Below are 26,521 nucleotides of genomic sequence, written 5' to 3'. Positions count from 1 at the left end.
TTCCCGATCAATGACCACCACAAGGCTGCAGTGTTGGAGGCAGGAGTGACGGCCGTAGCCCCCAAGCCGATCGCCACGCGCCCATACCCGGCGCACGAGACGGTTAAGGGTTCGTACCTGCTGCGGTTGTTCCGCACCACGGACCACAAGCAGATCGGCATCATGTATCTGGTCACGTCGTTCGCCTTCTTCATGGTGGGCGGCGCGATGGCGATGCTGATCCGTACCGAGCTGGCGCGTCCCGGCCAGCAGTTCCTGTCGCAGGAGCAGTACAACCAGCTGTTCACCATGCACGGCACGATCATGCTGCTGCTGTACGCGACGCCGATCCTGTTCGGGTTCGCGAACTTCATCATGCCGCTGCAGATCGGTTCGCCGGACGTCGCGTTCCCGCGGCTGAACGCGTTCTCGTACTGGCTGTACCTGTTCGGCGGCCTGATCGTCATCTCCGGCTTCCTCACCCCGGGTGGCGCGGCCGACTTCGGCTGGTTCGCCTACACCCCGCTGTCGGACGCGATCCACTCGCCCGGCGTCGGCGCCGACCTGTGGATCTCCGGTCTGGTCGTCTCGGGTCTGGGCACCATCCTCGGTGCGGTCAACATGATCACCACGATCGTGTGCCTGCGCGCGCCCGGCATGACGATGTACCGGATGCCGATCTTCACCTGGAACATCCTGGTGACGTCGATCCTGGTCCTGCTCGCCTTCCCGATCCTGACCGCGGCGCTGATGGGCCTGCTGGCGGACCGGCATCTCGGGGCGCACGTGTTCGACCCCGCGAACGGCGGCGTGATCCTCTGGCAGCACCTGTTCTGGTTCTTCGGCCATCCCGAGGTGTACATCGTCGCGCTCCCGTTCTTCGGGATCGTGTCGGAGATCTTCCCGGTGTTCAGCCGGAAACCGGTCTTCGGCTACAAGGGCCTCGTGTGGGCGACGCTGGCGATCGCGGCGCTGTCGGTCGCGGTGTGGGCGCACCACATGTACGCCACCGGCGCCGTGCTGCTGCCGTTCTTCTCCTTCATGACCTTCCTGATCGCGGTCCCGACCGGCGTGAAGTTCTTCAACTGGATCGGCACGATGTGGAAGGGCCAGCTGTCCTTCGAGACGCCGATGATCTTCTCGATGGGCTTCATCGTCACGTTCCTCTTCGGTGGCCTGACCGGCATCATGCTGGCCGCTCCGGCAATCGACTTCCACGTGTCGGACAGCTACTTCGTCGTCGCGCACTTCCACTACGTGCTCTACGGCACGATCGTGTTCGCCACCTTCGCCGGGATCTACTTCTGGTTCCCCAAGATCACCGGCCGGATGATGGACGAGAAGCTGGGCAAGTGGCACTTCTGGACCACGTTCATCGGCTTCCACGGCACGTTCCTCGTCCAGCACTGGCTGGGTGCCGAGGGCATGCCGCGCCGGTACGCGGACTACCTGCCGACGGACGGGTTCACCACGCTGAACACGATCTCGACCATCGGCGCGTACATCCTCGGTGCCTCGACGCTGCCGTTCATCTGGAACGTCTTCAAGAGCTACCGGTACGGCGAGATCGTCACGGTGGACGACCCGTGGGGCTACGGCAACTCGCTCGAGTGGGCGACGTCCTGCCCGCCGCCGCGGCACAACTTCACCGAGCTGCCCCGGATCCGCTCCGAGCGGCCCGCCTTCGAGCTGCACTACCCGCACATGATCGAGCGCATCCACAAGGAGGGCGAGATCGGGTTCTTCGGGAAACCGAAGGTGCACGGCGAGGCGAAGGCTCCTTCGCAAGTGCTGACCGAGGCGGCGATCCCCGGGGATCACGACAAGGACAACGCGAGCGAGCAGTGACCCGATGAGACAGGGCGCGTGCCACGGCCGATGTGAGGCCGGGCACGCGCCCTTCTTCATGTGCGGTCCGGGACGCCAGACTGGACCCGCCGAGATCACCGCCCCCAGCGAGGAAGACTCCCGTGACCCAGACACCCGTCCTGATCACGACGACCGGTCCCGACAAGCCCGGCGTTTCGTCGGTGCTGTTCGCCGTGCTCACCCGGCACGACGTCGACGTGCTCGACGTCGAACAGGTCGTCATCCGCGGCCAGCTCGTGCTCGGGGTGCTCGCCGGGGTGTACCGCGATCCGGAGGGCCTGCAGGAGTCCGTCGAGCAGGCGATGGCATCGGTCGGGATGCAGGTCGACGTCCGGATCGGCTCGGCGATCGGCGAGGACCCGTTCGCGCTGGGGCGCCGGGACTCCTCGCACGTGCTGGTGGTGCTGGGCCGTCCGGTCACCGCGCGCGCGTTCTCCGAGGTGGCGCGGCGGCTCGCCTCGGTCGGGGCGAACATCGACACCATCCGCAGCGTCGCCGACTACCCGGTGACCGGGCTGGAGCTGTACGTCTCGGTCGCCGAGGACAGTGAAGTCGCCGACGCTGAGCTGCGGTCCGTCCTGGCCGACGCGGCTTCGCAGGCGGGGATCGACGTCGCGGTCGAGCGGGCGGGGATCGCCCGTCGAGCGAAGCGTCTCGTCGTGTTCGACGTCGATTCGACGCTGATCCAGGGCGAGGTCATCGAGATGCTCGGCGCGTACGCCGGGGTCGAGCCGCAGGTCCGGGAGATCACCGAAGCGGCGATGCGCGGCGAGCTGAACTTCACCGAATCGCTGGAGCGGCGGGTCTCGCTGCTGGCAGGGTTGCCCGAATCGGTACTCGACGAGGTCGCGAAGTCGCTGGAGCTGACGCCGGGCGCGCGGACGACCGTGCGCACGCTCAAGCGGATGGGCTTCCGCTGCGGTGTCGTGTCCGGCGGGTTCACCCGGGTCATCGACCGGCTGGTGGATGATCTGGGCCTGGACTTCGCCGCCGCCAATGAGCTGGAAGTCGTCGACGGCAAGCTCACCGGGCGGGTCGTCGGCGAGGTCGTGGATCGCGCAGGCAAGGCGAGGGCGTTGCGGCGCTTCGCCGAGGAGTACGAAATCACGCTCGGCCAGTGCGTCGCCGTGGGGGACGGCGCCAACGACATCGACATGCTGTCCGCGGCGGGTATGGGTGTGGCGTTCAACGCCAAGCCGGCACTGCGAGAGGTCGCCGACACCGCGCTTTCGCACCCGTACCTCGACGCCGTGCTGTTCGTCCTCGGCGTCACCAGGGCCGAGGTCGAGGCTGCCGACGCGGCCGACGGACTCGAACCCGCGCGGCCATGAGCGACGCTCGCGAGCGAATCATGAACAGCGTGCTTGAGCCGCTGGCGGCGCGGTACGCGTACTGGCTCGGGCTCCCGGCCGCCGACACCGCGGACACCACCGAGGAGGACCCGGCCGAGGTCCGGGCCATGCCGGTGATCCTGCGCATCGAACGCGCCGAGCCCCCGGGCCGGACGCCGCTGCTGGAGGCCGCCGCGGCCGCGGCGCTCGCGGTGTGTCTCGACGAGCGTTCGGCGCCCGGCGGCGAATGGGCCGAGCCTGTGCACGACTGGCTGGACAACCGCATCCGCAAGGTCGCCCGGCGGGCGCGGGGCGCGCATTGGCAGGCTGTGCAGGACCTGCCCGGCGTGACCGTCGAGATCGACGGCGCGCAGGCGCGGGCACTCGTTCCCGGCCGGGTCGTCGACAGTCCGAAGGAGGTCTCGCGGCTGCAGATCTCGGGCAGCGAGCTGCCACCGGACGAACCGGGGCCCGCCATGGCCGGGGTGCCGACCCTGCTGCTGAACCCACAGGTGCCGATGACGGTCGGGAAGGCCGCGGCGCAGGTCGGCCACGCGACGATGATCTTGGCCGCGTTGCTGGATCCGGCCGACCTCGCGAGCTGGGCCGCGCAGCGGTACCGGACGTCGGTGCGGACGCCGTCGGTGGCGCGCTGGAAGGAACTGTGCCCGGTCGAGGATCCGGCGGAGGGCTGGCGGCGCGATCGGGTGATCGCGGTGCGGGACGCCGGATTCACCGAGGTGGACCCCGGCACGATCACGGTTCTCGCGCAGTGGGCGCCGGAACAAACGCGCGGTTGAGCGGGTTCTGCCGCATACGCGAGCGAGGAGACCGAAGTGGCACTGGAAGTACAGCGCGAAGGCAAGCACGTCTTCGTCGGGCGCAACGAGCGGGGCGCCGACGTCAAGGTGGGCCGCAAGGGGCAGGAGGGCGTGTTCTCGCCCGCGGAGCTGCTGCAGATCGCGGCCGCGGGCTGCGCGGCCGTGACGGCGGAGGAACTGATCACGCGGCGGGTGGGCGAGGATTCGAAGTTCCGCGTCGGGGTCACCGCGGATCGCCGTGAGGACGCGTGGGAACTGGACGCCGTGCACGTCGCGTTCGACGTGGACGTCTCGGCGCTTGACGCCGATCAGCGCGAGGCGCTCGCGGGTGCGGTGGATCGCGCCATCGAGCGGCTGTGCACCGTTAGCCGCACGCTGAAGAAGGGCATCCCCGTCACGGAGTCCTTCCCTGCTTCCTGACCCAGCGGCCCTCAAACGCCCCAATGTGGCATTGGGTGCGCTCAACGCACCGAACACCACATCGGGGCGCATGCCGCGCCCCGGAGCCCCAGAACGCCGGAACTCAGGCACCCGAACGTAGAACTCAAGCACCTGAATGTGGGACTCGGACCCGCGAACCTGGCGGAGTCCGCCGACCGGCCGAGGTGACCACAGCCGGCTGACCGGCTGAGGCGACCACGGCGGGGGTCCAGGGGGCTTGCCCCCTGGCGGGGGTTTGGGGGTTCGACCCCCCAAAGAACACCTAGCTGAGGCCGAGGGGCGAGCGCGTTCCGCGAGCACACTCCACCCAAAACCTCAGCTAGTCCAGACCACGTAGGCGTCGTCGGCGTCGGTGGTCATGGCTTCGATGAACTTCTCGTTGTCGAAGCCGGGGAGGGACTGGAGGCGTTCGATGAGGGCGTCGGCCGCCGGGTCGCCGCTGGGGACGGCGGTGCCCTTGCCGTCGGCGCCGACGAGCATGAAGAAGACGTCCTCGTTCCAGGGGCCGTCGGGGATGACTCTGACCATCACCGAAGACAGGTCCGACCACGTGACGGCCTCTTCGCTGCCATCGGCGAGACGCCGCCGCACGCCGGTGTCGTCGACACTGACGGTCCGGGATTGCGCGCTGGGTGAATCCTGGGACAACCGCTGCTCCCTGTCTGCTTCGTTCCCTTTACCGTACCTGCCGCGTGTGCACCGGATCACTGGGGCGCGGCCGCGTCGAGTCTGCGTAGCGCGGCGCGGGCGACCTCGGGGTCCGTGGTGGGCCAGAACGGTGGCAGCGAGGCGCGCAGGAATCCGCCGTAGCGGGCGGTGGCGAGCCGGGAGTCGAGCACGGCGACGACGCCGCGGTCGCTGATCGACCGGTGCAGCCTGCCGGTGCCCTGTGCGAGCAGCAGGGCGGCGTGGGTGGCGGCGACGGTGAGGAAGCCGTTGCCGCCGCGGGCTTCCACGGCACGCTGGCGGGCCGAGGACACCGGGTCGTCCGGCCGCGGGAACGGGATGCGGTCGACGACGACGAGCTGGAGCGAGGGGCCGGGGACGTCGACGCCCTGCCACAGCGAGAGCGTGCCGAACAGGCAGGTGCGTTCGTCGTCGGCGAACTTGCTGACGAGTAAGGACGTGGCGTCGTCGCCCTGGCAGAGGATCGGGTGGTCGAGCCGCTCCCGCATCTCCTCGGTGGCCTGTTTCGCCGCGCGCATCGAGGAGAACAGGCCGAGGGTGCGCCCGCCCGCGGCTTCGATCAGCTCGGCCAGTTCGTCCATTGTGGACTTGGCGAGCCCGTCGCGCCCCGGCGAGGGCAGGTGTTTGGCCAGGTAGAGGATGCCGTTGCGCCGATGGTCGAACGGTGACCCGACGTCGAGGCCGGTCCACTTCGGGCCGTCGTCGGCGTCGGACGGTGGTTCCTTGTCGGTCGCGGTGCCCGGGGCCTTCTCGACGCGGTCCTGGCCGGGTGGCAGCCCCCACTGCCGGGCCATGGTGTCGAAAGTGCCGCCGAGGGTGAGCGTCGCCGAGGTCAGGATCGTCGTGTGCTGGCCGAAAACGCGCTCACGCAGCAAGCCGGCGACGCCCAGCGGCGCGACCTTGAGCGCCGGGGGACGCGGGTTCGCGGAGTACCGGTCGCCGGACAGCCAGACGACGTCGCGCTGGTGGGCCTGATCGTCCTCGAACGCCTCCAGCAGCCGGACGGCGGTGTCGTGCACCTCCTCCAGCAACGAACGCGCGAGCTTGCGCGCGGTGGCCTCGTCGACGTCCTCCTTGCGATCCTTGCCGAGCGCGGTGAGGCAGGCTTGCGCGGCGTCCCGGACGGCGGGGACGGCGCCGCGCAGCGGCTGGGGGAGCGCGTCCATCCGGCCGGCGGGCAGGTCGTCGAGGATGAGGGCGAGGCCGTCGCTGGCCTCCATCATGCGGTCGGCGATGTCGGCGTCGATGAGCTTGCCGCAGCGGCGCGCGGCGGCCGAGACCATCGCGCTGGTCAGCTCGCCGGTGGCGACCGAGGTGACCCTGTCGACCAGGTCGTGGGCCTCGTCGATGATCACGACGCTGTGCTCGGGCAGCACCTGGTAGCCCTGGAGCGCGTCGATCGCGAGCAGGGCGTGGTTGGTGACGACGATGTCGGCGCGCCCGGCCTCGGCCCGCGCGCGTTCGGCGAAGCAGTCGGTGCCGATCGGGCAGCGAGAGGCGCCGAGACATTCCTTGGCGGTTACCGAAACCTGGCGCCACGCCTGATCGGTGACACCGGGGACCAGTTCGTCACGGTCGCCGGTCTCGGTGTCGGACGACCACTCGCGCAGGCGCGTGACCTCCTTGCCGAGGCGGGACACCGCGAACGGGTCGAACAGCTGCGCGTCCTCGGGTTCCTCGGGGGCGCCGGAGTCGAGCCGGTGCAGGCACAGATAGTTGCGGCGGCCCTTGAGGATCGCGAAGGTCGGCTCGCGGCCGAGTGGCTTCTTCAACGCCTTCGCCAGCCGTGGCAGGTCCCGGTCGACGAGCTGGCGCTGCAGCGCGATGGTCGCCGTCGAGACCACGACGGTCGCTTCCTTCTGCACCGCGTGCCGGATCGCGGGGACGAGGTAGGCCAAGGACTTCCCGGTGCCGGTGCCCGCCTGGACGGCGAGGTGCTCGCCGCGGCGGATGGCCTGGCCGACGGCCTCGGCCATCTTGACCTGGCCCGGGCGTTCGGCACCGCCGACGGACTCCACCGCGTGGGTGAGGAGTTCGAGGACGCCGGGGAAGTCTGCACGGGCTGGCACAGCGACACACACTAGCCCGGACCACCGTCAGGATCGGCACTACGCCGCGAACGGTCCGCTCGTGCCGTGTGCTTACACATCCGGGTGAGTTCCGCGTTCCGCCATCAGGGGGGCGGTCATGACTGCCGATGACGAGGCGGGTAACCACGTTCAGTCACGAAATCGAGGAGGCCGGTGATGCGGAACGCCAGGAAGACGACGAGGCGGGTGCTGGTGGTGACCACGCTGGCGGGGGTACTGGCGGTGCCGCAGGCGGCGCACGCCGATCCGGTGACTTCCACCGCTTGGGCGTCCGTCGGATCGGTGGACGTGCGGATCGACGACCAGCACATCGTCACCCCCGAGCTGGCCCGCTGCACCGCCGACGGCCCGCTCGGCGAGCGCACGGCAGGTGGCGCGACCGGCGACATCGCGGTGTTCGGCGCCGGCGACACGGCATGCGGGCGCCAGGACGCGATCGCGCTCGGCCGGGCGGAAGGGAAGCGCTTCCAGGCCGACGTGCTCAAGCGGTTCGGCGGGCCGGCGCTGAACGTACGGACGTTCTCGGCCAAATGCGGCACGACCAGGGACGGCAGTCTCGGTGACGTCCAGCTCGGCAACGTCACCGGGATCAAGGTGCCGGAGAACATCCCGGCGAACTACCGGGTCAGCGTGCCCGGCAAGGCGGGCGAGGTGCTGGCGACGGTGACGCTCAACGAGAGTGTCGTGCCCTCGCCCGCGGACGGCAGCCTGACCACGCACGCCTTGCACATCAAGCTGTTCCCGAAGGGCGGCCCGGCCAGCGGCGACATCTATCTCGGCACCGCGCGCTGCGATCCCTACGGCAAAGCCAAGGCGAAGCCGTAAGCACTCAGCCGGAGTACGCGTGCCGCGAGGCCGCGGCCACGAACTCGCTCGCCCTGGCGGCCAGGTCCGGCAGGCTGCCGCCCGGGTTGAGCGCGTCGCCGAGCAGCGGCGTCGCGGCGGCGACCGCGATCGCGCCGGAGCCGAGGTAACCCTCGACGTCGGCGAGGTGGACGCCGCCGGTCGGCACCAGCGGCACGTCGGGCATCGGTGCGCGGATCGCCCGCAGGTAGGCGATTCCGCCGACGGCGGCGACCGGGAACACCTTCACCGCAGCCGCGCCGAGGCGCCACGCCTGGTCGATCTCGGTCGGGGTGAGCGCGCCGCAGACCACCGGGACGTCGCGCTCGGCGGCCCGTTCCAGCACCGCGGGGTTGACCGTGGGGGTGATCAGGTACTCCGCGCCCGCGTCCGCCGCTGTGTCCACATCGGACGGTTCGCGGACGCTGCCGGCGCCGATCAGTGCGTCCTCGCCGAGGTCCGCGCGCATCTTCGTGATCGCCTCCGGCGCGCCCGGTGTCGTCAGGGTCGCTTCCAGCAGGCGGATTCCCGCCGCGTAGAGCACGGTCGACGCCTCGGCGAAGCGGCTCGCGTCGGAGGCACGCAGGATCGCGACGAGCCGGTGTTTCGCCAGCGCTCGCTGAAGTTCCTTCATGCCGCAGGCGGGACGGGCGCGGTGCCGGTGTAGGTGACGCCCGCCTTGTCGAAGTCCGCCAGCGCGGCGTCCACGGTGGGCTGCGAGCCGCCGACGGTGTGGTCCAGCAGCACGCGCACGGTGAACCCGGCCTTCGCGGCGTCGAGGGCGGTGGCGCGGACGCAGAAGTCGGTGGCGATGCCGACGACGTCGACCTCGGTGACGTCGTGCTCGCGCAGCCACGCCTCCAGCGACTTGCCGTCCCCGGACTCGCCCTCGAAACCCGAGTACGCGGCGGTGTACTCGCCCTTGGAGAACACCGCTTCGATCGGCACGACGTCGAGCGCCGGGTGGAACGACGCGCCCGGCGTGCCCGCGACGCAGTGTCGCGGCCAGCTGTGGTTGAAGTCCGGGGTCTCGCTGAAGTGGTCGCCCGGATCGATGTGGTAGTCGCGGGTGGCGACGACGTGGCCGTAACCGCCCTCGGCGGCGAGCTTCGAGATCGCCGCGGCGGCCGCGGCGCCGCCGGGCAGGCCGAGCGATCCCCCTTCGCAGAAGTCGTTCTGCACGTCGACCACGATCAGAGTGGCGCTCATGTCTTGCCTCCTAGAGGAAAAGCGTCGGAATCGCGGGCTCGCCGTGCGAGAGCTTGAGGCCCTCCCAAGGCAGGCTCACCAGCCCTCGGCGCAGCCGCTGCCGCGCGTCGTCGAGCGTGGGCACATCATCCACCGTGCGCCCGGCCCGGACCAGGGGAATCTGCAGCAGCTGGTCGTCGGCGCCACGTTCGGGCGCGGGCGCGGAGGTGGTCCAGACGACCTCCTCGACGGCGGTGCCGGTGCTGCGCAGCCGCCGCATCGCGGACTTCCGGCCGCCGCGGGACTCCTTGTGGGCACTGCGTTTGGCCACCGGATTGCCGTCCACCTCGACGAGCTTGTAGACCATGCCCGCGGTCGGCGCGCCGGAGCCGGTGACCACCGAGGTGCCGACGCCGTACGCGTCGACGGGCTCCGCGCGCAGCGCCGCGATGGCGTGTTCGTCCAGGTCGCCGGACACGACGATCCGGGTGTCCTTCGCGCCGAGCGCGTCCAGCTGCTCGCGGGCCTTGCGGGCGAGCGGGCCGACGTCGCCGGAGTCGATCCGGATCGCGCCGAGCTCCGGCCCGGCGACGCGGACCGCGGTCTCGATGCCCTTGGTGATGTCGTAGGTGTCCACCAGCAGCGTGGTGTCCGCGCCCATCTTGCTCACCTGCGCGCGGAACGCGGCTTCCTCGCTGTCGTGCAGCAGCATGAACGCGTGTGCGACGGTGCCGCGGGTGGGGATGCCGTAGCGGCGGCCCGCCTCCAGATTGGACGTCGTCGCGAAGCCCGCCAGGTAGGCGGCGCGCGCGGCGGCGACGGCGGCGTACTCGTGGGTCCGCCGCCCGCCCATCTCGATGATCGGCCGCCCGTGCGCGGCGCCGGACATCCTGGCCGCCGCCGAGGCGATCGCGCTGTCGTGGTTGAGGATCGACAGCACCAGCGTCTCGAGCACGACCGCTTCGGCGAAGCTGCCGGACACGGTGAGGATCGGCGAGCCGGGGAAGTACAGCTCGCCCTCGGGATAGCCGTCGATGTCGCCGGAGAACTCGTAGTCGGCGAGCCAGGACAGCGTCGCGTCGTCGACGACCGCGGTGGCTTCGAGTTGCGCCAGTTCGGCGTCGGTGAAGCGGAAGTCCGCGATGGCGTCGAGCACGCGGGCCGTGCCGGCGACGACGCCGTAGCGGCGGCCGTCGGGCAGCCTGCGTGCGAAAACCTCGAAAACGCAGGGGCGTTCGGCCGTGCCATCGGCCAGCGCGCTGCTCAGCATGGTCAGTTCGTAGTGATCGGTGAGCAGCGCCGTGCTGGCGCCGGTGCCCGGCTCCGGTGAACCCATAGGAGTCACCCTATTCACCCACACGGCCGGACCTGGCACGGCGTGCCTTGTCGGCTCCGTGACACCATGGTGTGTATGTCGACGCCAGTCGCCTCCGAACAGACGCAGGTCGAGCCCGCCGGAGCAGAGCACGCCGCTACGGACAAACCGTGGCGCACCATTGTGTGGAACGATCCGGTGAACCTCATGTCATACGTGACCTATGTCTTCCAGAAGCTGTTCGGGTACAGCAGAGATCACGCGACCAAGCTGATGCTGGACGTGCACCACAAGGGCAAGGCGATCGTGTCGTCGGGCTCCAAGGAGAAGGTGGAGACCGACGTGGCGAAGCTGCACGCGGCGGGGCTGTGGGCGACCATGGAACAGCCCTCGTGAACGGTTGGCGCCGCAAGGGCGAAACGATCGTCGCCGGGTTCGAGCAGCAGGAGGCCGCGGTCCTGCGCGGGCTGGTCAGCCAGCTCGAGGACATGCTGCGCGCGCGTGCCGAGGAGGCACCGCAGGACGAGCTGGCCGAACTCACCGGCATCCGCACCGGCCCGACGGAGTCCCCGGACGACCCGGTACTCTCCCGGCTGCTGCCGGACTTCCACCGGCTCGACCCGGACAACCCGACGCGCGAGGAGCTCGACTCCGCCGCCGCGATGCGGTCGCTGCACGAGCCGGAGCTGCTGGACCTGAAGGTCGGGGTCGCCGAGACCGTGCTCGACACGCTGCCGCGTGACGGCGGGAACGTGCGGCTGACCTTCGAGCAGGCCGACGCGTGGCTGAGCGCGCTCAACGACGTCCGGCTGGCGCTGGGCACCGCGCTCGACGTCACCGAGGACATGCCGGACGAACTGCCGGAGGAGGACCCGCGCTCGGCGCATCTCGGCGTGTACCACTGGCTGACCTGGGTTCAGGAGACGCTGATCCAGGCGCTCACCGCATGAGCGAAGCTTGCGAGCGAATCATGGATTCTGTGCCATTCGTTACCAATCCGACGGCAGCCACGGCGGAAACGGGTACTTACGAGCTGGTCGGCTGCGGACCGTATCCGCCTGCTTTCGGTCGGATTGGTATCAGGCGCCCAAGAGGATTGAACACTGTCTCGCGGAGCGAGGCCGCCGCGTGACGGCGTCGCTGCGGAACCAGCTCACCGACGTCCCCGGGATCCTGGTCGGCCACCACGAGCGGATCGGCGACGGCTGGGCGACGGGCACGACGGTCGTGCTCGTGCCCGGCGGCGCGACCGGCGCGGTCGACCAGCGGGGCGGCGCGCCGGGAACGCGCGAGACCGATCTGCTGCGGCCGGAGAACGTGGTCCAGCAGGTCAACGCGGTGTGCCTGTCCGGCGGAAGCGCGTACGGTCTCGCGGCGGCCGACGGCGTCATGCGCTGGCTCGGCGAGCGGAACCTCGGCACCCCGGTCGGCCGGGAACCACACGAGGTCGTGCCGATCGTGCCCGGCGCGGTGATCTTCGACCTGCCACGCAGCGAGTGGGGCAAGCGCCCGGACTCCGCTTTCGGTTACGCCGCTTGCGAAGCGGCCGTGCCGGGGCCCGTCGCGCAGGGCAGCGTCGGTGCGGGAGCGGGCGCGGCCGTCGGTTCGCTCAAGGGCGGGGTCGGCACGGCGAGTGAGCGGGTGGGCGGCTTCACCGTCGGCGCGCTGGCCGTGGTCAACGCGGCGGGCGAGGCCGTCGATCTCCGTACCGGGCGGGCATTTGCCGCCGATCACGAGGTCGACGGCGAGTTCGGCGTGCGATGGCCGGACCGGCCCGGCGACATCACGCCACGGCCGACGGACCTGAACACGACGATCGGCGTGGTCGCGACCGACGCGGTGCTGTCGAAGGCGGAGGCGCGCAGGCTCGCCGTCGCCGCGCAGGACGGCGTGGCGCGGGCGGTGCGTCCGGCACACACGATGTTCGACGGGGACACGGTGTTCGCGCTGGCGACCGGCGACCGCGAACTGCCGGACGAGCGGGCGCCACGGGTGCGGGCGTGGAACGAGCTGAGCTCGGCGGCGGCGCGGGTGTTCGCGCGGGCGATGGTGCACGGCATGCTGGCGGCGACCACCGCGGGCGGGATCCCGGCTTACCGCGACGTCTGGCCGGAGGCCTGGCCCGGAACGCCGTAACGCGCTTCGCCGCGTGTGAGGCTCACAGGTCGGGGAGCGGGTCGTCCGGGAGAGCGTTCTGGGTGCTCTCCAGATTCGCCGCGCGGACGGCCGCGATGTACTCCTCGTCGATCTCCAGCTCGATTCCGCCGACCGAGAGCACCGGGCCGAGTGACGACTCGACCTCGAGCGGGCCGAGTTCGGTGGAGCGGGGCAGGCGTTCCCAGATCTGCGTCGGCCGGTTCCGCCGCCACCGGCTGCAGGCGAGGATCGTCACGTGCCGGTCGGTCACCATCACCAGGAACCCGACGTGCATGCGCATCCGGTTGATGGAGATCGACATCCCGGGGATCAGGTACTGGATCCGCTCGTCGGTCCCCAGGTACATCCGGCAGCGGTCGCGTACTTTCGACGACAGGGGCACCTGACCAGTGTTCCGGATCCGGAGACACGGTGGGGAGCCTTTGCGAAGCTCTTGACCAGGGCAAGAGGCGTAAGTCTCACCATCTGGACGCGTTGTGTCCAGCACGTAAGATGTCCCACGTGCTCCGGATTCGCCGTGAACTCGTCGACGAAATCGTCGCCCACGCCCGTCGTGACCATCCCGACGAGGCCTGTGGCGTGATCGCCGGTCCCGTGGGCTCGGACAGCCCCGAGCGCTTCGTCCCGATGCTCAACGCGGCGCGGTCGCCGACGTTCTACGAGTTCGACTCGGCCGACCTGCTGAAGCTGTACCGGGAGATGGACGCGAACGACGAGGTGCCGGTGGTCATCTACCACTCGCACACCGCGACCGAGGCGTACCCGTCGCGGACCGACGCGTCCATCGCCGCCGAGCCGGACGCGCACTACGTGCTCGTGTCCACCAGGGACCCCGATACGCACGAGTTCCGCTCGTACCGCATCGTGGACGCCGAGATCACCGAGGAGCCCGTCGAGATCGTCGACTGACTTCCCGAGCCGGAATAAAGCGGGCCACCTGAGGCGTCTGCGAGAGAGAATCCACCGGAGGTAAGAACCCATGGCCGTGACCGTGTCCATCCCGACCATCCTGCGCACCCACACCGGCGGCGAGAAGTCCGTCGAGGCGGCGGGCAGCACTGTCCTCGAGGTCATCGACGACGTCGAGTCGCGCCACGCCGGGATCAAGGCGCGCCTGGTCAAGGAGGAGAAGCTGCACCGCTTCATCAACGTCTACGTCAACGACGAGGACGTCCGCTTCGCCGGCGGCCTCGGCGCCGAGGTCAAGGACGGCGACACCCTGACCATCCTCCCCGCCGTGGCGGGCGGCTGAGCCATGGCTCGCTTCGAGTCCCTGCTCGACGCGCTCGGCGGAACTCCGCTGGTCGGGTTGCCGCGGCTGTCCCCGACCCACGACGTCCGGTTGTGGGCGAAGCTGGAGGACCGCAACCCGACCGGTTCGATCAAGGACCGCCCCGCGCTGGCGATGATCGAGGCCGCCGAGCGCGAAGGCATACTCCGGCGCGGTTCGACGATCCTGGAGCCCACCTCGGGCAACACCGGGATCTCGCTGGCCATGGCCGCGAAGCTCAAGGGCTACGGCCTGGTGTGCGTGATGCCGGAGAACACCTCGGCCGAGCGCAAGCAGCTGCTGCAGGCGTACGGCGCGCGGATCGTGTTCTCCCCGGCCGCGGGCGGGTCCAACGAGGCCGTGCGCCGCGCGAAGGAGCTGGCCGAGGCCAATCCGGACTGGGTCATGCTCTACCAGTACGGCAACCCGGCCAACGCCGACGCGCACTACCGCGGCACCGGCCCCGAGCTGCTGAAGGACCTGCCGACGCTGACCCACTTCGTCGGCGGTCTGGGCACGACGGGCACCCTCGTCGGTGTCGGGCGCTATCTGCACGAGGCGAAGCCGGAGGTGCAGATCATCGCCGCCGAGCCGCGCTACGGCGAGCTGGTGTACGGGCTGCGCAATCTCGACGAGGGATTCGTGCCCGAGCTGTACGATCCGTCCGTCCTCAATGGACGGTACTCGGTCGGCGCGTACGACGCCTTGCGCCGCACCCGCGAACTGCTGGAGCACGAGGGCATCTTCGCCGGGATCTCCACCGGCGCGGTGCTGCACGCGGCGCTCGCCGTGGCCGAGAAGGCGGCAGCACGTGGCGAGCCTGCCGACGTCGCCTTCGTGGTCGCCGACGCCGGGTGGAAGTACCTGTCCACCGGCGCCTACTCCGGCTCCCTCGACGAAGCCGCCGAACGCCTCGACGGCCAGCTCTGGGCCTAGCTTCGCCCTCCACTCTCGAAGTGGGCGCTGGGGCCACGGCGAACACGGGACCGGCAGACTGGCCGGATGAAGACCATCGGGTTGCTGGGCGGGATGAGCTGGGAGTCGTCGGCTGAGTACTACCGGCTCGTCAACGAGCGGGTCAAGGCCGTGCGAGGTGGCTTCCACTCCGCGCGCACGGTGTTGTACTCGGTCGACTTCGCGGAAATCGAGGCGATGCAGGCCGAGGGGCGCTGGGACGACGCCGGCGCGGAACTCAACCGCGCGGCGCGGGCGCTGGAGGCCGCGGGCGCCGACTTCGTCGTGCTGTGCACCAACACCATGCACAAGGTCGCCGACCGGCTCACCGAAGGTCTCGGCATCCCGCTGCTGCACCTCGCCGACACGACCGCGAAAGCGATCCTCGACGCCGGGCTGAAGCGCGTCGGCCTGCTCGGGACCGGGTTCACCATGGCCCAGCCGTTCTATCGCGAACGGCTCGCCGCGCACGGTCTCGATGTCCTGGTGCCAGAACCCGATGACGCCGAACGTGTGCACCGGATCATCTACGACGAACTGGTGCTCGGCGTGGTCACCGAGGAGTCCCGGGAGGCCTACCGCGCGATCATCCGGCGGCTGGCCGGGGCCGGGGCCGAGGGCGTGATCTACGGCTGCACCGAGATCGAGCTGCTGGTCGGCGCCGGCGACAGCCCGGTACCGACCTTCCCGACGACCCGGCTGCACGCCGAGACCGCGGCCGACTACGCGCTGGGCACCACCTCGCTCCCCGCCGCCCCGGCCAGGTGAGCCTCGTGCTGGCCGAGGACCAGGCGCCACAGGCGCTCCCGCTCCTCGCCGGTGAACGCCTCGGCCGGGATGCCGAAGACGTCGGCGAGCGCCGTCCACCAGTCCCCAGGTGACTCCAGGACCGCCTTCGTCTCGACGTCACCGCTGCGGCTGAGGGTGAGCGCCCGCAGCGTGTCGACGCCGCGGGAATCGAGGCTTTGCACTACGCACACCCGGACGAACCCGGACTCCGGCGACGTGGACAGCCAGTGGTGCCGTTCCGTGAAATCGGGCATCTCGGCCGCGCCAGGCGCGAAGTCCATCCCGACGAAGCTGCCCGCCGGGTCGTGGTCGAACCGCCAGCCGCCGGGGACGACGTCGGAGGCACGCAGCCGGTAGGTGTGCGGGCCCTGGGAGAACTCGCCGTACCGCAGGGGCACCGGCTCATACAGCCCGTCACCGAGCCCGACGTCGGCGAACCACGTCGTCTCCGGATCGTCCGGCAGGCCGGTGACGGTCAGCCCCAGATGGCTGCGGTTGAGGTTCGGCGAGTCCTCGGCGCTGCTCTGCACTCCGCAGAGGTGCCGCGTGACCTGGTAGCCGAGTGCGCGCAGCAGCGCGGAGAACGCGCCGTTGAGGTGATAGCAGTAGCCGCCCCGGCCCCGCAGGATCCGTGCCAGCGACGCTTCCGGTGCCAATGGCGTGACGCGTTCGAGCGCGATCTCCAGCGCCTCGTACGGGACGCGTTCGATGTGCGCGCTGTGCAGCCGCCGCAGGGCGTCCGCGCTCGGCGGCTCGGCCGCGCAGCCGAGCCGGTGCAGGTAGGCGGTGACGTCGAGATTCCCCATGTCGCGCAGGCTAGCGGCGGGCACCGACAAACCTGGCGCGGATATCGGGGACGCCGGGGTGCGGATCAGGGATTTCACCCGAGGTGGGCCGCCGATCGCCGACGTAGCCTGGGTGATGTGAGCACTTTGCCCGAGCCGTCGCCCGGTGGCGCGCCCGTCACCGATCCGGCCAAACGTGTCCTGCCGCCGAACCCGAAGGCGGCCGCGATCGTCGCGCTGTCCTTCACCGCGCTGCTCTACCTCGTCGAGCTGGTGGACGCGATCCTCCCGGCGCGGCTGGACCTGGCCGGCATCCACTCACGCGAGCTGTCCGGGCTCGACGGCGTCCTGTGGGCCCCGCTGCTGCACGCGGGGTGGTCGCACTTGTTCTCGAACACCGTCCCGGTGCTGATCTTCAGCTTCCTCGCGATGGCCGCCGGGATCGGCCGCTGGGCGATCGTGACGGCGATCATCTGGGTGGTGTCCGGCCTCGGGGTCTGGCTGGTCGGGCCGTCGGACGCGGTGACGGTCGGCGCGTCCGGGCTCGCCTTCGGCTGGCTCGCGTTCCTGCTGGTCCGGGGCATCTTCAACCGGGCGTTCGGGCAGATACTGGTCGCGGTGGTCCTGCTCGGCGTGTGGAGCGGGATGCTGTGGGGCCTGTTGCCGGGCAATCCCGGCATCTCCTGGCAGGGACACCTGTTCGGGGCGCTGTCCGGGGTGCTCGCGGCCTGGCTCATGGCCCGAGCGGACAAGGCCAAGAAGGTCACGCCCGGCGGCCCGGGTAACCTCGGGGTGTGAGTTCAGCGCCCGTCGACGCCCCGATCGGCGTTTTCGATTCCGGCGTCGGAGGGCTCACCGTCGCGAGGGCGATCCTCGAACAGCTCCCCGGTGAACAGCTGCGGTACGTCGGCGACACCGCGCGGAACCCCTACGGCCCGCTGCCCATCGCCACCGCGCGCGAGTACGCGCTCGAGCGGTTCGACGAACTCGTCGAGAGCGGGGTGAAGGCGCTGGTCATCGCGTGCAACACGGCGTCGGCGGCCTGCCTGCGCGACGCCCGCGAGCGCTACGACATCCCGGTCGTCGAGGTCGTCCTCCCCGCCGCGCGGCGGGCCGCGCGCGTGACCCACACCGGGCGGGTCGGGGTCATCGGCACCGAGGGGACCGTTCGTTCGCTCGCCTACGACGACGCGTTCGCCGCCGCCCCGGACATCCGGCTCACCAGCGTCGCCTGCCCGCGGTTCGTGGACTTCGTCGAGCGGGGGATCACGACCGGCAGGCAGGTGCTCGGGCTCGCCCAGGGCTACCTGGAGCCGCTGCTCGACGCCGACGTCGACACGCTCGTCATGGGCTGCACGCATTACCCGCTGTTGGCCGGGGTGTTGCAGATCGTGATGGGGCCCGAGGTGACGCTGGTGTCGAGCGCGGAGGAGACCGCGAAGGACCTCGTCCGCGTGCTCACCGAACGCGAACTGCTCGCCGAGCGGGAGACCCCGCCCCGGCACGAGTTCGTCGCGACCGGGTCGGCCGAGCCGTTCGCGCGGCTCGCCCAGCGTTTCATGGGGTTCGCGCCGGGTGTGCTTGCTCCTACTGGCGGGTAGAAAAGGTTCCGGACGCTTAGGGTGGCGTGGTGCGACTGACGATCCTCGGCTGCTCGGGCAGCATCCCCGGGCCGAACACCGCCGCGTCCGGCTACCTGCTCGAGGCGGAGGGCTTCCTGCTGGCCATCGAGCTCGGCAACGGGACACTCGCGCAGCTCCAGACTGTCGCCGACCCGTTCGACCTCGACGCGCTGGTGCTCAGCCACCTGCATCCGGACCACTGCGCGGACGTCAGCGCGCTCACCGTGTTGCGCCGCTACCATCCGGCGCCGCCCTACCCGGCCAGGCCGCGGCGGCTGCCGGTGCACGCTCCGGTGGACGCGCCGTGGCGGCTCGCGAACGCCTACGCGCCGAACGAGACCGAACGCGCCGAGACCGATCTTTCGGACGTCTTCGCGTTCCATCCGCTGCGGGACGAGCGGACGCTGATCGGCCCGTTCGAGGTCACCGCGGTGCCGGTCGATCATCCGACGCCCGCCTTCGGCCTGCGGATCTCCTACGGGGGCAGGATTCTCGCCTACACCGGGGACACCGGCCCGTGCGCGGCGCTGGGCGAGCTGGCCGACGGCGTCGACGTCCTGCTGTCGGAGGCGTCCTGGACCGACTCCGCGGACCGGCCGGCGGGGGTGCACCTGTCGGGCAAGCAGGCCGGCGAACTGGCCAAGGACGCCGGCGCCGGACGGCTGCTGCTCACGCACGTCGCCCCCTGGACCGACCGCGACGCCGTGCTGGCCGAGGCGAAGGCGATCTTCCCGAACGCCGAACTCGTCGAGCAGGGCGCGGTCTATGACGTCTGAGGCGATCGGTGAAGGGTTCCTCAACCCCGACGGGCACGACCAGTTGCTGCGCACGGATCCGGCGGTGTTCGGGGAGTTTCCCGGCACGCTGGGCATCACCACCGTCGAACTGAGCGACCGGCACGGCTGTTTCGAGCTCACCGTGCGGCCGGAGTTCCGGTCGCAGTTCGGGATCCAGCACGGCGGGGTGGTGGCGGCGCTCGTCGACCACAGCCTCGGTTCGGTGCTGCTGCCGCACGTCGAGGCGGGCACCTGGCCGGCCACCCTTGAGTTCAAGATGAACTTCCTCGCGCCCGTGCGTGCCGGGGTGGTGCGGGCGACGGCGACGATCCTGGCCAGGCGGCGTTCGGTCGCGATCGTGCGGATCGACGTCGAGAACGACGGTCGTCAGGTCGCCGCGGCGCAGGGCACGGTGTCCTTCCAGACGCCCTCGCGGTCCGGGGACGGGGCTCCGGGAGCGACGCCCTAGAGTGCAAGGCGTGGCGAGAAAAGATGGCAGGAACGACGACCAGCTGCGCGACGTCAAGATCACCCGGGGTTTCCAGCGGTGGCCCGCGGGTTCGGTGCTGATCGAGTTCGGCGACACGCGCGTGCTGTGCGCGGCGAGCGTCACCGAAGGTGTGCCACGCTGGCGTGCCGGGTCCGGGCTGGGCTGGGTGACGGCCGAGTACGCGATGCTGCCCTCGGCGACGAACACCCGCGGCGACCGTGAGTCCGTCAAGGGTCGCATCGGCGGGCGTACCCACGAGATTTCCCGGCTGATCGGCCGGTCGCTGCGCGCGTGCATCGATCTGGCCGCGCTCGGCGAGAACACGATCGTCATCGACTGCGACGTCATCCAGGCCGACGGTGGCACCCGCACGGCCGCGGTGACCGGTGGCTATGTCGCGCTCGCGGACGCCGTCACCTGGCTCGGCGCGGCGAACCGGCTGGCCGACCCGCAGCCGCTGTCCTCGTCTGTCGCCGCGGTCAGCGTCGGCGTCGTCGACGGGCGCGTGCGGCTGGACCTGCCGTACGAGGAGGACTCGCGGGCCGAGGTCGACATGAACGTCGTCGCGACCGACGCGGGCACGCTCGTCGAGGTACAGGGTACCGGCGAGGGCGCGACGTTCGCGCGGTCCACTTTGGACACGATGCTGGACATGGCACAGGCGGGCTGCGCGGAGCTGACGCGGCTGCAGAAGGAGGCACTGGCGCTGCCCTACCCCGGCGAGCTGCCGGAGCCGCGGCCGGACAAGAAGAAGGGCTCGAAGTGACCCGACTGCTGCTGGCGACCCGGAACGCGAAGAAACTCGGCGAGCTGCGGCGGATCCTGGACGCCGAGGGCATTCAGGGCATCGAGGTCATCGGTCTCGCCGACGTCGAGGAGTTCCCCGAGGCGCCGGAGACGGCCCCGGACTTCGAGGGCAACGCCGTCGCGAAGGCCCGCGACGCCGTCGCGGCGACCGGCCTGCCCGCGATCGCGGACGACTCGGGCATCTCCGTCGACGCGCTGAACGGGATGCCGGGCGTGCTTTCCGCGCGCTGGTCCGGGAAGCACGGTAACGACGAGGCGAATCTCGATCTCGTCCTGGCACAGCTTTCGGACACCCCGGACGAGCGGATGGGTGCCGCGTTCGTGTGTGCGGCGGCTCTTGTCCTGCCGGACGGGACGGAAACCGTGGTGCGCGGTGAATGGCGGGGCTCGCTGGTGCGGGAACGCCGTGGTACCAACGGGTTTGGTTACGACCCGATCTTCGTGCCGGACGGTGAGACGCGGACATCGGCGGAGCTGTCGCCGGAGGAGAAGGACGCCGATTCGCACCGGGGCCGTGCGTTGCGTGCTCTGCTGCCGGACCTGCGCAAGCTCGCCGGTTAGTAGATCTTCAGCTTTACGCCAGGACCGAGCCGGTCCAGGCCGGTTATGTCCCCCACCGTGTCTACCTCGATGTGCAGGTCGAGGTCGGCCAGTGGGGAGAGATCGATATTCGAGTGGAGTCGGGTGAACTCGATCTGCTTCAAGGTGGGTATCGCTGCCAATGGTCGTAGGTCGCCAACGGTAGCGTCCTGGAATTCGACGCTGGTCAAGGGAAGTTCGCTCAGTGCACTCAAATCGTGGAGGATGCAGTATCCGAGTGTGAGTTTCTTCAGATTTGGAAATGTATCGGTGAGATATTGTAGCATATTCTTGACGGGGCTGTCGTAAAGCACGAGAATTGACACACTGGACAGTGGCTTGGCGGTCGGCATTATGTCGTGTGTGCAGCCGTTGAGGTAGAGGTGATCCAGCTTCGGAAGGTCTGCAAGTGCCTCGATATCGCGAGCATGCATAAGGCCCAGGTATTGGAGACCCTCCATGTCTCCTAGTGCTGTTATGCTGCGGAGGGGCTTCTTGGGAAGTAGGTACAAGAAGTTCAGATTCGCCAGCCTCTTCAACTTTGCGATGTTAGTAAATGTTCCTGCGAACATGAGTGTCAGCATTTCAAGATGATCGTGTTCGGAAATTGGGCTCAGGTCTACGTCTGCGGTGCGCCGGAAGGTCGCGTTCAGTGTTTTTAGGTGCGGGATGCCGGAAAACTGTAGTAGGTCGGTGTATTCCTCGGTGCTGTTGAGTGCAGCGCGCAGTCCGCTTAGCTGTGACAACTGTTTGGCGTAGGGTAATAGTCGACCTGTCGTGATGGTGATTTCACCCTCGTCGAGTGGGGCGTTCGTCAGGACTTCGTTTACATAGTTCTGAGGATCGAAGTATCGCCAAACAGACGCGAGTTGCCGCTGTACGGCAGGGCGAGGGTCCGGTGCGTATCGCTTCAGCGTTGCCAGTGCCTCGGAGCCGCCGGTCAATGCCGCGGCCCGGACGGTGGCTGCGGCGGCGCTCTCGGTCAGACTATCCAAAGTAGACGGTAGATAGCGCAGGATGCGCGGCCCGATCGTCGAGAGCGACCGCGTCTCCCGGATATTCCTCGGCGGTACCAGCTTCGTCTGGATCACGCCCTCCACCCGGGCGAGCACCTCGGGGTCGACATCGCTCACCGTCTCGAGGCAAGCCGCGGCGAGGAGCCGCAGGCGCCGGGCATAGCGCGATTCGGCATCCGCCCGGTCCAGAATCCCGCGCAACAGCTCGCCGACCTGGTGGTGCTTCGCGTGCCCACAAGCCATGATCGTGGTTTCCCACCACGTGTCCAGATGCGCGTGGCTGACCAGCACGTCCAGATAATCGTGCTCGGTCGCCTCGCTCGCGGCCAGGTACTCCTGGAACGTCCGGTGCACGAAGTCGATCCGGCCACGCACTGGCTCCCGCAGCACACCGCTGCGTTCCACCAGATGATCGAGCACAGCGGCGGGCTCGTGATCGACGCGCGGCACTGAACGGAGGCGGCGCGTAACGTGCTCGGAGACCTTCTCCCGGGGCAGTTCGACCTTGCCCGCCAACGTCAGCCGCCAAGCCAGATCACCGAGCAGCACCTGTTTCTGCGATTCGGTCAGCAGCACCGCGATGCCGCGTTCGGTGTCCCGCAGGTGCATCAGCATCGCCATGGCCTTGCGGTACAGATCCATCCGGTCACGCGGCAGTTCCGACCGGTGCGCGAGGTTGAGCGCGCACAGCATGGCGCACAGGAGCGGGCTCGCGGCGAGTTTGCGCAGCTGGGGGTGGCTGTCGAGCTGGTTGAGCAGGCGCCGCTGGACGGCAGCCAGATCGACGTCGTGGCGGGCTGTGCCGCTCGCCGCCTGGTGCCAGCGTTCGGTGAGTGTCTGGATGTCGTCGGCGGACATCGGTTCCAGCAGGACCGAGCCGAAACCCTGCTGGCGCAACCAGTTCTGGTCCGCAGCGGCCGTTCGTGAGGTGACGACGAACCGCGCCTTCGGGAAGGTGAGGGTCAGCTCGTTGAGCCAGTTCCGGATTTCCCGGCGATGCGACGCACCCACCTCGTCGACGCCGTCGACCAGCACCATGGCCTTACCGCTGTCGAGGACCCGGCGCGTCCAGTCCCGGGGCATCTTGCTCGCCAACGTGGGCGTGACGTGCGCGACGAAGTCCTCGTGCCCGGGAGGTGGCTCGGCGGCGAAACTCCGTAGCCGGACCGGGAAGGCGACATAGCCGTTCCAGTCGGCCAGTTTGCCGGTGAATCCGCCGCGCGCGGCGGTGACGGCGAGCCAGTCGAGCAGGGTCGTCTTGCCCGAGCCCGCCTCGCCACGGACCAGCGTCCGGAGCTGGCCGCCGATCGCGGTCTCCACACGCATGGTGGCGGGGCCGTCCCGGCGATGGCGTTTGTCGAACCACAGCTCGTCCGGCCCGTGATCGCGCAGCCGAGGCCCCTCGCTCGTCGCTGACACGCTCAGGCTCAGATACGCGACGGACAACGGCAGCGCGGGCTGGTCGTCCATCGGCAGGCCGAGCAGTTCCAGCCGGTCGAGCTTGCGCGCCAGCAGGTCCAGATACTCCGCGCGGAACTCGCTGTCGGTGTCGACAGGGGCGTCGAGAGCGGTCTTCGGTAGCCGCGCGAGCAGTTCCTCCAGCTGCTCGGACTGACGGCTCAGCCTGCCGAGCAGCTCGACCAGCGTCCGGGGCTGGAACGACGGCAGATGCCGGATGATCTGCACGAGATGGCGGCAGGACAGGTCGAGCGCCAGTTCGTACAAGGCGGTCGCGCGGGGTGCGAGCGTCCGTTGTTCGGCGAGGTCGGGGAGGCCCTCACGGACCCGCCGGGCGAGTTTCTCCGGGGAAAGGTCGTCGGAGAGTAGCGCTTCGTCCGAAAGATCCGCCTCGTTCAGGGCGTCCTCGACGGCGAGGAAGGCGGCGTTGACCTCGTTGCCCGGCAGGGTGGCGAACCGGTCGGCCAGCACCGGTTCCAGCTGCTCGGCCACCTGGGTCCCGATCGTCTGGACCAGGTTCTCCAGTTTCCGCTGCTCCAGCGGTCCTTTGAGCTCCTGCGCGGCGAGTTCCGCCAGGTCGGCCGCACGTTCGAACCGGTCCTTGCGCCGCTGCAGCCACGATTTCGCGGCGTGCGTCGCGATGGTGCCGCCCAGTTTGAGCGCGAAAGTCTCCAGCCCGGCCACATGCCCTCCCCAAGCATTCGGTGGGGGCATGATTCCGGCGAATGGCGGCCGGGACAAGCCCGCATCCGGGTGGCCTCTCCACACTCTATTCTCGGCGTCATGTGTGCCCACATCGTGCTGGCCGAGGACGACGAGAAGCAGGCGGAACTCGTCCGCCGCTACCTCGAACGGGAGCAGCACCTGGTCGTCGTGGTGCCGGACGGCCGCGAGGCACTCGCCCGCGTCCGTCGCGATCCGCCGGATCTGCTCGTGCTGGACGTGATGCTGCCGGGGATGGACGGCCTGACCGTCTGCCGCACGCTCCGCGCCGAATCGGACATCCCGGTGCTGATGCTCACCGCACGGTCCACAGAGGACGATCTGCTGCGTGGTCTCGACCTCGGCGCGGACGACTACATGACCAAACCGTTCAGCCCCCGCGAGCTGGTGGCCAGGGTGCGGACGTTGTTGCGGCGCACGAAAGCCGCGCACGGGGCGGATGCCGCGCTGCGCGTCGGCGGGATCACCGTCGACCCGATCCGCCACGAGGTCACCGCGGACGGCCGTCCGATCGAGTGCACGCCCGGCGAGTTCCGGCTGCTCGAGGTCATGGCCGCGCAGCCGGACCGGGTGTTCACCCGCGGCCAGCTGCTGGAACGGCTGCACGGTTTCGACCGCTACATCACCCACCGCGCGATCGATGTCCACGTGATGAACCTGCGCAAGAAAATCGAGGCACAGCCCCGGAAGCCGACGCGGCTGCTCACCGTCTACGGCGTCGGCTACAAGCTGACCGCGGGGCCGTCGAATGGCGCGTAGCCTGCTGGTCCGGCTGCTCGCGGTGTCGGCGCTGATCGTGCTCTGCTCGATCGCCGCCACCGCCTGGCTCGCCGCCCGCACCACTTCCGGGGCGATCCGGCAGGAGCAGGGCCAGGCACTCGCCGAGGACAGCAGGATCTACCAGGACGTGCTGAAGTACGCGGCCACTCATCCGGACTGGCGGGACGTGCCCGCGCTCGTCCAGTCGCTCGGGCGGTCGTCCGGCAGGCGGATCGTGCTGGCGACGTCGTCCGGCGGCACGATCGCCGATTCCGCGCCCCGGCCGGGACCGTTGCCGAAACAGCCGTCGGTGGTCGTCGATCCGCTGTCCGTCGACGCCGGGCTCGGCGTCTCCACGAGCACCGACCGTATCGACCCCGACGCCGTCGGCCCGTACGCGCTGGCCCCCGACGAGCGGGAGTTCCTGGCACAGGCGGGTGCTCGCGCGCTGAGCTGCGTGCGGAAGAACGGCGGCAGCGGTTCGCTGGTCACCGAGCCGAACGGCCGCACCCGTGTCGAATCCTCCGATCCCTACACACTTTCGTACTGCTCCAAGGTCTTCACTCCGGAACCCGTCCACGCCCTGGTGCCGTTCGGCTTCGATGTACCCACCAAGACCGAACAGGCCGCGCTGGACAAGCTGACCGGCCTGGTCAACGAGTGTCTCGGCCGGGCGGGCAGGCCACCGGTCCAGATGATGCTCGGTTTCACCTGGGTACGGAAGGAGGTTCGGCCCAGCGGGCCGGACCCGGCTGTCGACTCCTGTATCGCCGCGAGCCGCCGCGAACAGCTGACGCCCTACGTCGCGCCCGCCGCGTCGCTCTACCTCATGAGCGCCGGTGACGATCAGCCGAGCGGGTTCACGTTGTCGGCGGAGAACAAGGTCCGGCTCGCCGCCGTCGCGGGCGCGGTGCTGGTCATCGCCGTCGCCGTCACCGTGCTGGCGGGGATCCGGCTGATCCGGCCGCTGCGCGCGCTCACCGGTGCCGCGCAGCGGATGGAGGCGGGGGAGACGGGCGCACGGGTCGAGGTCAGGGGCAGGGACGAGATCGCGCGGCTGGCCACCGCGTTCAACGACATGTCCGCGGCGCGGGAACGGCTCGAGGCGACGCGCCGGGGCATGGTCAGCGACATCGCGCACGAACTACGGACGCCGCTGAGTAACATCCGCGGCTGGATCGAGGCGGTGCAGGACGGCGTCGCGCAGCCCGATGACGAACTCCTGGCGCTGTTGCACGAACAGGCCGTGCACCTGCAGCACATCGTCGACGACCTGCAGGATCTCGCGCTGGCCGACGCGGGCGAACTCCGGGTGCATCCGGAACCGCTGGACGCGAACACGCTGTTGACCCAGGTTGCCGCCGCGCACGTCCCGCGTGCCGAGGCCGCCGGGGTCACGTTGTCCGTCTCGCCGCTGGCCGATCCGGACCTGACGGCGGATCCGGTCCGGTTGCGCCAGGCACTCGACAACCTCGTGTCCAACGCCGTCCGCCACACGCCTGCCGGGGGCACGGTTTCGGTGCGGGGCAAACGCGACGGGGAAGACGTCGTCTTCGAGGTCGCCGACACCGGAACCGGGATCGGCGAAGAGGATCTACCGCACGTGTTCGACCGGTTCTGGCGGGCCGACCGGTCGCGGGCCCGCCAGTCCGGTGGCAGCGGCCTCGGGCTCGCCATCGTCCGCAAGCTCGCGGAGGCACACGGCGGGACCGTGACCGCTGCCAGCGTTCCCGGTGCGGGCTCGACGTTCACGCTGCGGCTGCCGGGCTGAC

The 26,521-nt window shown here is 69.8% G+C and carries 28 protein-coding genes; 20 read left to right on the top strand and 8 right to left on the bottom strand.

All coding sequences use genetic code 11. The features are described from left to right. Nucleotides 1-45 precede the first annotated feature (45 nt). The 4 genes from ctaD to ACFW0G_RS29265 all read left to right on the top strand — a co-directional run bounded on the left by ctaD (nt 46) and on the right by ACFW0G_RS29265 (nt 4,420). A complete protein-coding gene (gene ctaD, locus ACFW0G_RS29280; protein ID WP_378328642.1) occupies nt 46-1,827 on the top strand; it encodes a cytochrome c oxidase subunit I in 1,782 nt (593 codons plus the stop codon). A gap of 122 nt (nt 1,828-1,949) precedes the next feature. Then, a complete protein-coding gene (serB, locus tag ACFW0G_RS29275; protein WP_378328641.1) occupies nt 1,950-3,179 on the top strand; it encodes a phosphoserine phosphatase SerB in 1,230 nt (409 codons plus the stop codon). A 20-nt stretch (nt 3,180-3,199) separates the two neighbouring features. Continuing rightward, nucleotides 3,200-3,979 carry a peptidyl-tRNA hydrolase gene (locus tag ACFW0G_RS29270; RefSeq protein WP_378328640.1) on the top strand — a complete coding sequence of 260 codons (780 nt, stop codon included), beginning with the start codon at nt 3,200-3,202 and terminating at the stop codon, nt 3,977-3,979. Between the two features lie 36 nt (nt 3,980-4,015). Further along, a complete protein-coding gene (locus ACFW0G_RS29265; protein WP_378328639.1) occupies nt 4,016-4,420 on the top strand; it encodes an OsmC family protein in 405 nt (134 codons plus the stop codon). A 336-nt stretch (nt 4,421-4,756) separates the two neighbouring features. Here ACFW0G_RS29265 and ACFW0G_RS29260 read toward each other — a convergent pair whose 3' ends face one another. Both ACFW0G_RS29260 and ACFW0G_RS29255 read right to left on the bottom strand, forming a co-directional pair. Continuing rightward, a complete protein-coding gene (locus ACFW0G_RS29260) occupies nt 4,757-5,089 on the bottom strand; it encodes a hypothetical protein (protein ID WP_378328638.1) in 333 nt (110 codons plus the stop codon). Nucleotides 5,090-5,145: 56 nt separating this feature from the next. Further along, nucleotides 5,146-7,197, bottom strand: coding sequence for an ATP-dependent DNA helicase (locus ACFW0G_RS29255; RefSeq protein ID WP_378328637.1), 2,052 nt, complete (start codon nt 7,195-7,197; stop codon nt 5,146-5,148). A gap of 177 nt (nt 7,198-7,374) precedes the next feature. Here ACFW0G_RS29255 and ACFW0G_RS29250 point away from each other — a divergent pair, with 177 nt between their 5' ends. Then, nucleotides 7,375-8,043 carry a choice-of-anchor P family protein gene (locus ACFW0G_RS29250; RefSeq protein ID WP_378328636.1) on the top strand — a complete coding sequence of 223 codons (669 nt, stop codon included), beginning with the start codon at nt 7,375-7,377 and terminating at the stop codon, nt 8,041-8,043. A 4-nt stretch (nt 8,044-8,047) separates the two neighbouring features. On the opposite strand, the gene ACFW0G_RS29245 is transcribed toward ACFW0G_RS29250, so the two are convergent. From ACFW0G_RS29245 to ACFW0G_RS29235, 3 genes are read right to left on the bottom strand one after another with little or no spacing between them, the layout of a single operon-like run. Next, nucleotides 8,048-8,695, bottom strand: coding sequence for a bifunctional 4-hydroxy-2-oxoglutarate aldolase/2-dehydro-3-deoxy-phosphogluconate aldolase (locus tag ACFW0G_RS29245; protein ID WP_378328635.1), 648 nt, complete (start codon nt 8,693-8,695; stop codon nt 8,048-8,050). Further along, nucleotides 8,692-9,270, bottom strand: a complete 579-nt coding sequence (locus ACFW0G_RS29240) for an isochorismatase family protein (RefSeq protein ID WP_378328634.1) — start codon at nt 9,268-9,270, stop codon at nt 8,692-8,694. Before ACFW0G_RS29240 ends, ACFW0G_RS29245 begins: the two co-directional genes overlap by 4 nt. Before the next feature lie 10 nt (nt 9,271-9,280). Beyond that, a complete protein-coding gene (locus ACFW0G_RS29235; RefSeq protein ID WP_378328633.1) occupies nt 9,281-10,585 on the bottom strand; it encodes a nicotinate phosphoribosyltransferase in 1,305 nt (434 codons plus the stop codon). A gap of 75 nt (nt 10,586-10,660) precedes the next feature. Between ACFW0G_RS29235 and clpS the strand changes: the two genes are divergently transcribed. The 3 genes from clpS to ACFW0G_RS29220 all read left to right on the top strand — a co-directional run bounded on the left by clpS (nt 10,661) and on the right by ACFW0G_RS29220 (nt 12,700). Continuing rightward, complete coding sequence (clpS, locus tag ACFW0G_RS29230; RefSeq protein ID WP_378328632.1) at nt 10,661-10,960, top strand: ATP-dependent Clp protease adapter ClpS; 300 nt, start codon at nt 10,661-10,663, stop codon at nt 10,958-10,960. Beyond that, nucleotides 10,957-11,514 carry a DUF2017 domain-containing protein gene (locus ACFW0G_RS29225; RefSeq protein ID WP_378328631.1) on the top strand — a complete coding sequence of 186 codons (558 nt, stop codon included), beginning with the start codon at nt 10,957-10,959 and terminating at the stop codon, nt 11,512-11,514. Before clpS ends, ACFW0G_RS29225 begins: the two co-directional genes overlap by 4 nt. Before the next feature lie 178 nt (nt 11,515-11,692). Further along, nucleotides 11,693-12,700, top strand: a complete 1,008-nt coding sequence (locus ACFW0G_RS29220; RefSeq protein ID WP_378328630.1) for a P1 family peptidase — start codon at nt 11,693-11,695, stop codon at nt 12,698-12,700. 22 nt (nt 12,701-12,722) lie between these two features. On the opposite strand, the gene ACFW0G_RS29215 is transcribed toward ACFW0G_RS29220, so the two are convergent. Then, complete coding sequence (locus tag ACFW0G_RS29215; protein WP_378328629.1) at nt 12,723-13,103, bottom strand: hypothetical protein; 381 nt, start codon at nt 13,101-13,103, stop codon at nt 12,723-12,725. A gap of 110 nt (nt 13,104-13,213) precedes the next feature. Here ACFW0G_RS29215 and ACFW0G_RS29210 point away from each other — a divergent pair, with 110 nt between their 5' ends. The 4 genes from ACFW0G_RS29210 to ACFW0G_RS29195 all read left to right on the top strand — a co-directional run bounded on the left by ACFW0G_RS29210 (nt 13,214) and on the right by ACFW0G_RS29195 (nt 15,713). Then, entirely contained in the window at nt 13,214-13,630 is a 417-nt protein-coding gene (locus ACFW0G_RS29210; protein ID WP_378328628.1) for a Mov34/MPN/PAD-1 family protein, read from the top strand. Nucleotides 13,631-13,700: 70 nt separating this feature from the next. Beyond that, on the top strand, nt 13,701-13,973 hold the full coding sequence (locus tag ACFW0G_RS29205; protein ID WP_378328627.1) for a MoaD/ThiS family protein: 273 nt from the start codon (nt 13,701-13,703) through the stop codon (nt 13,971-13,973). Between the two features lie 3 nt (nt 13,974-13,976). Further along, nucleotides 13,977-14,927, top strand: coding sequence for a PLP-dependent cysteine synthase family protein (locus ACFW0G_RS29200; protein ID WP_378328626.1), 951 nt, complete (start codon nt 13,977-13,979; stop codon nt 14,925-14,927). A gap of 66 nt (nt 14,928-14,993) precedes the next feature. Next, complete coding sequence (locus ACFW0G_RS29195) at nt 14,994-15,713, top strand: aspartate/glutamate racemase family protein (protein ID WP_378328625.1); 720 nt, start codon at nt 14,994-14,996, stop codon at nt 15,711-15,713. Here ACFW0G_RS29195 and ACFW0G_RS29190 read toward each other — a convergent pair. Beyond that, the gene (locus ACFW0G_RS29190) at nt 15,668-16,540 is read right to left on the bottom strand and encodes an arylamine N-acetyltransferase (RefSeq protein ID WP_378328624.1); all 873 of its coding nucleotides are present in this window, start codon (nt 16,538-16,540) and stop codon (nt 15,668-15,670) included. The genes ACFW0G_RS29195 and ACFW0G_RS29190 overlap by 46 nt on opposite strands. A gap of 117 nt (nt 16,541-16,657) precedes the next feature. Between ACFW0G_RS29190 and ACFW0G_RS29185 the strand changes: the two genes are divergently transcribed. The 6 genes from ACFW0G_RS29185 to rdgB are packed head-to-tail and all read left to right on the top strand — an operon-like array spanning nt 16,658 to nt 20,775. Further along, nucleotides 16,658-17,317, top strand: coding sequence for a rhomboid family intramembrane serine protease (locus ACFW0G_RS29185; RefSeq protein WP_378328623.1), 660 nt, complete (start codon nt 16,658-16,660; stop codon nt 17,315-17,317). Next, nucleotides 17,314-18,120, top strand: coding sequence for a glutamate racemase (gene murI, locus ACFW0G_RS29180; protein ID WP_378328622.1), 807 nt, complete (start codon nt 17,314-17,316; stop codon nt 18,118-18,120). Before ACFW0G_RS29185 ends, murI begins: the two co-directional genes overlap by 4 nt. Before the next feature lie 29 nt (nt 18,121-18,149). After that, nucleotides 18,150-18,917 carry an MBL fold metallo-hydrolase gene (locus tag ACFW0G_RS29175; protein WP_378328621.1) on the top strand — a complete coding sequence of 256 codons (768 nt, stop codon included), beginning with the start codon at nt 18,150-18,152 and terminating at the stop codon, nt 18,915-18,917. Further along, the gene (locus ACFW0G_RS29170) at nt 18,907-19,386 is read left to right on the top strand and encodes a PaaI family thioesterase (RefSeq protein ID WP_378328620.1); all 480 of its coding nucleotides are present in this window, start codon (nt 18,907-18,909) and stop codon (nt 19,384-19,386) included. The genes ACFW0G_RS29175 and ACFW0G_RS29170 overlap by 11 nt, the downstream gene beginning before the upstream one ends. 10 nt (nt 19,387-19,396) lie before the next feature. Then, nucleotides 19,397-20,173: a ribonuclease PH gene (rph, locus tag ACFW0G_RS29165; protein ID WP_378328619.1), complete on the top strand. Its 777-nt coding sequence runs from the start codon at nt 19,397-19,399 to the stop codon at nt 20,171-20,173. Next, nucleotides 20,170-20,775: an RdgB/HAM1 family non-canonical purine NTP pyrophosphatase gene (rdgB, locus tag ACFW0G_RS29160; protein ID WP_378328618.1), complete on the top strand. Its 606-nt coding sequence runs from the start codon at nt 20,170-20,172 to the stop codon at nt 20,773-20,775. Before rph ends, rdgB begins: the two co-directional genes overlap by 4 nt. Here rdgB and ACFW0G_RS29155 read toward each other — a convergent pair. Beyond that, nucleotides 20,772-23,951: an NACHT domain-containing protein gene (locus tag ACFW0G_RS29155; protein ID WP_378328617.1), complete on the bottom strand. Its 3,180-nt coding sequence runs from the start codon at nt 23,949-23,951 to the stop codon at nt 20,772-20,774. The genes rdgB and ACFW0G_RS29155 overlap by 4 nt on opposite strands. A 99-nt stretch (nt 23,952-24,050) precedes the next feature. Between ACFW0G_RS29155 and ACFW0G_RS29150 the strand changes: the two genes are divergently transcribed. Both ACFW0G_RS29150 and ACFW0G_RS29145 read left to right on the top strand, forming a co-directional pair. Then, entirely contained in the window at nt 24,051-24,749 is a 699-nt protein-coding gene (locus ACFW0G_RS29150) for a response regulator transcription factor (RefSeq protein ID WP_378328616.1), read from the top strand. After that, on the top strand, nt 24,739-26,520 hold the full coding sequence (locus ACFW0G_RS29145; protein ID WP_378328615.1) for a sensor histidine kinase: 1,782 nt from the start codon (nt 24,739-24,741) through the stop codon (nt 26,518-26,520). The genes ACFW0G_RS29150 and ACFW0G_RS29145 overlap by 11 nt, the downstream gene beginning before the upstream one ends. Nucleotide 26,521: the final 1 nt, after the last annotated feature.

It is taken from the genome of Amycolatopsis sp. NPDC058986 (assembly GCF_042741125.1).
Taxonomy (GTDB): Bacteria; Actinomycetota; Actinomycetes; order Mycobacteriales; family Pseudonocardiaceae; genus Amycolatopsis.
This window is presented reverse-complemented; position numbering and strand designations above follow the sequence as displayed.